The following is a 2,366-nucleotide window of genomic DNA, read 5'->3' on the forward strand; positions in this document are numbered from 1 at the left end:
TTCCATATGACACCATCCTTATTTATAGCATATTTAATCATTATAGCCTTGTGGGTTATAATTATCAAGATAAGCTATCGGATTTTATTCACCCGTTTATACTCGTACATCCGGTGATCGGCTTTCCCCAAATAATAATCAGCATCCTGGCTCCATCCCGGGCTGACCACACTGGTCCCATAGCTAAAGCAAGGGCGAACCCCCCGGACTCCTGTCATCTGTTGGGATAATATCCATTGCCGCTGTTTTTCAAGCCATCCATCAATTTGCGCTTGTTGTCCCCCCATGGTTAATAAAAGGAATTCATTCCCACCCATTCGGCAAATCACGTCATTATCGCGACATTCTTTTAAAGTCGTTGCAACAAGACGGATATAGTCATCCCCTTTATCATGTCCAAAGGCATCATTACAGGTTTTTAAATCGTCAATGTCAATAAAGGAAATGGTAAAATGATAGCCTTCGGCAATCCATTCCTCCACCTTTTCCATCCCATAACGACGGTTGTACAAACCGGTCAATGCATCGCGATAAACCATATCGCTCAAAACAGCTTCCTTTTGCCGCTCATCGGTCTTATCCCGAATAACATGGACGATGGTATCCCGGCCGTTCCAACCTAAACGGTGGGAAACAACGCGCAAATAGAGGGCTGACTTCTGAGCATCCTCCTCTATTTCTAAAATCCAGGGCTCACCCTGGGTTAAATTCTCTTCTGATACCTGCCCCAATTGATATCGAATAACATCCAGACGATCCCCATAATGTTCCTCAAAATCCAAGGCCGCTGGATTGAGGTACTGGGGTTCTCCCGTCTTCTCATCCAGCACAATAATGGCTTCATCGGTACTCTCCGTCAGGGAAAGAAACAGACTATAATATTGGCCCAAAATTTTGTTTTGCTCTTCCACCAGATGCTTTTCATCCAATAGAGCCTGGTGCTGCCGGGCCAACTGATCAACCATGGTGTTTAAAATCTCAGCAAACTCTCCCATATAATCGATATGCTGACCATAATCGCCCTTGGGAAGCTGTCTGGCCTGCCATGCAATATGCTTCAAACTGCCTTGGACCGCCTTAAGTGGGGCAGCCAGGGTGTTTTCAACTCCCGGTGGTGTGGCATCCAAATCGCCCTGGGCCAGGTTCTCTCCAAAGGCTTTTTGTTCCTTCACACATTGGTGGAGCCAATGAAGTCCCTGGGCCAAAGGTTTGAAGGGCTCTGGTATCTCATCCATATCCAGAGAGGCATAATCCGTCCGATACAGGATATCCCTTAAATATTCAAATAATGCTTTTTCTGGCTGTTTGGCCATTACGATCCCATTCCCTTGTCCTTTACTCGCCCCTGGAAGCGGCATACCCGGGCCCCGCTGGCCCAACAGTCAATTTCCTGTACTTTATAGGTCTTTCCAGTGTAAACCGTCATAATGCCTGCGATAAACCCTTTATCATAATTGCAAACCACTTCATCGGTTGGTGGTAGGCCACTGCAATCCAGATCCTCTGCAACGGTTAGGGTGAAGATACCGCTCTCTTCATCCATTTCTTCCATTCGAAGGATTCCGATTTTAAGCTCCTGGAGAATCCGCTGGAGTTCTGCCAGAAACGTTCCAAGGGGTGCCTCCAGGGGTAGCATATTCTTTGCAAATTCTGTGCCGGCCAAATGACCCGCATCCCGAAAAACAGCATCCGCCCCTTCTGTCCCCAGCTTATCCGTGAGGATATGATTCATACTGTATTCCAACAGGCGATAGACCAAAACCGGCATGGATTCCCCCAGGTTTTTTCGTCCGTCTTTGATATTCCCAAGCTTATCCCAGGTAAAACGGTTATGGGGTCCTTGTAAAAAAATATTTGACATCTCCACCCTCGTTTCTACTGTACTTCTTAAATGTCTTTTACAGATGTCCCTATTATACACTGTATCGCTCCATTTATTAAGGCGGTCTTTACTTTTTACCCTATAATTCCGATTGAAATGGATTTAACGGCATTTTTCTTAATGAAAACGCCAGAAAATTTGACAGATTTTTTCAAATTTGTTAGGCTTTTAAATGGGAATGAAGATCTCCCACGACATCTGTCGAAACCGCCAAGGGCTGATGGCTTCTACCATAAGTGGAAGCATCAGCCCTTTTTGTATTGTCTTAGAATGGGAGGCGAATTTTTTGCAAGTTTTATGGATTTTTTTGATGGGAATTGCCGGTGCTGCCAGTCGGTATGCTCTGGGCCTGTTCCTGAAACCAATGATGCCCTGGCCCACGCTGGCCATCAATTTTTTAGGCTGTATTTTACTCGAGCTCATCTACCAATGTATGCCAGAGCATACCCAAGGCACTCAGAAACTCAAAACAGCCCTGGGGGTT

3 protein-coding genes and 1 riboswitch are annotated in these 2,366 nt (G+C 45.7%); of the genes, 1 reads left to right on the forward strand and 2 read right to left on the reverse strand.

Annotation, left to right across the window (positions count from 1 at the left end):
* Positions 1 to 74: 74 nt before the first annotated feature.
* Together VB081_RS13575 and VB081_RS13580 are read right to left on the reverse strand one after the other, a co-directional pair.
* Positions 75 to 1,313 carry a sensor domain-containing diguanylate cyclase gene (locus VB081_RS13575; protein ID WP_276983280.1) on the reverse strand — a complete coding sequence of 413 codons (1,239 nt, stop codon included), beginning with the start codon at positions 1,311 to 1,313 and terminating at the stop codon, positions 75 to 77.
* Entirely contained in the window at positions 1,313 to 1,861 is a 549-nt protein-coding gene (locus VB081_RS13580) for a V4R domain-containing protein (protein WP_276983282.1), read from the reverse strand. The genes VB081_RS13575 and VB081_RS13580 overlap by 1 nt, the downstream gene beginning before the upstream one ends.
* A 186-nt stretch (positions 1,862 to 2,047) precedes the next feature.
* A riboswitch (Fluoride riboswitch) is annotated at positions 2,048 to 2,119 on the forward strand.
* Positions 2,120 to 2,168: 49 nt separating this feature from the next.
* Between VB081_RS13580 and VB081_RS13585 the strand changes: the two genes are divergently transcribed.
* The coding region (locus VB081_RS13585; protein ID WP_323401315.1) for a CrcB family protein at positions 2,169 to 2,366 on the forward strand (198 nt) is incomplete at its 3' end.

It is taken from the genome of Christensenella sp. (assembly GCF_034927525.1).
Taxonomy (GTDB): domain Bacteria; phylum Bacillota; class Clostridia; order Christensenellales; family Christensenellaceae; genus Christensenella.

Coding starts and splice junctions, on each gene's coding strand:
- VB081_RS13580 (WP_276983282.1), bottom strand. CDS start 1,861: ATGTCAAATATTTTTTTACAAGGACCCCATAACCGTTTTACCTGGGAT.
- VB081_RS13575 (WP_276983280.1), bottom strand. CDS start 1,313: ATGGCCAAACAGCCAGAAAAAGCATTATTTGAATATTTAAGGGATATC.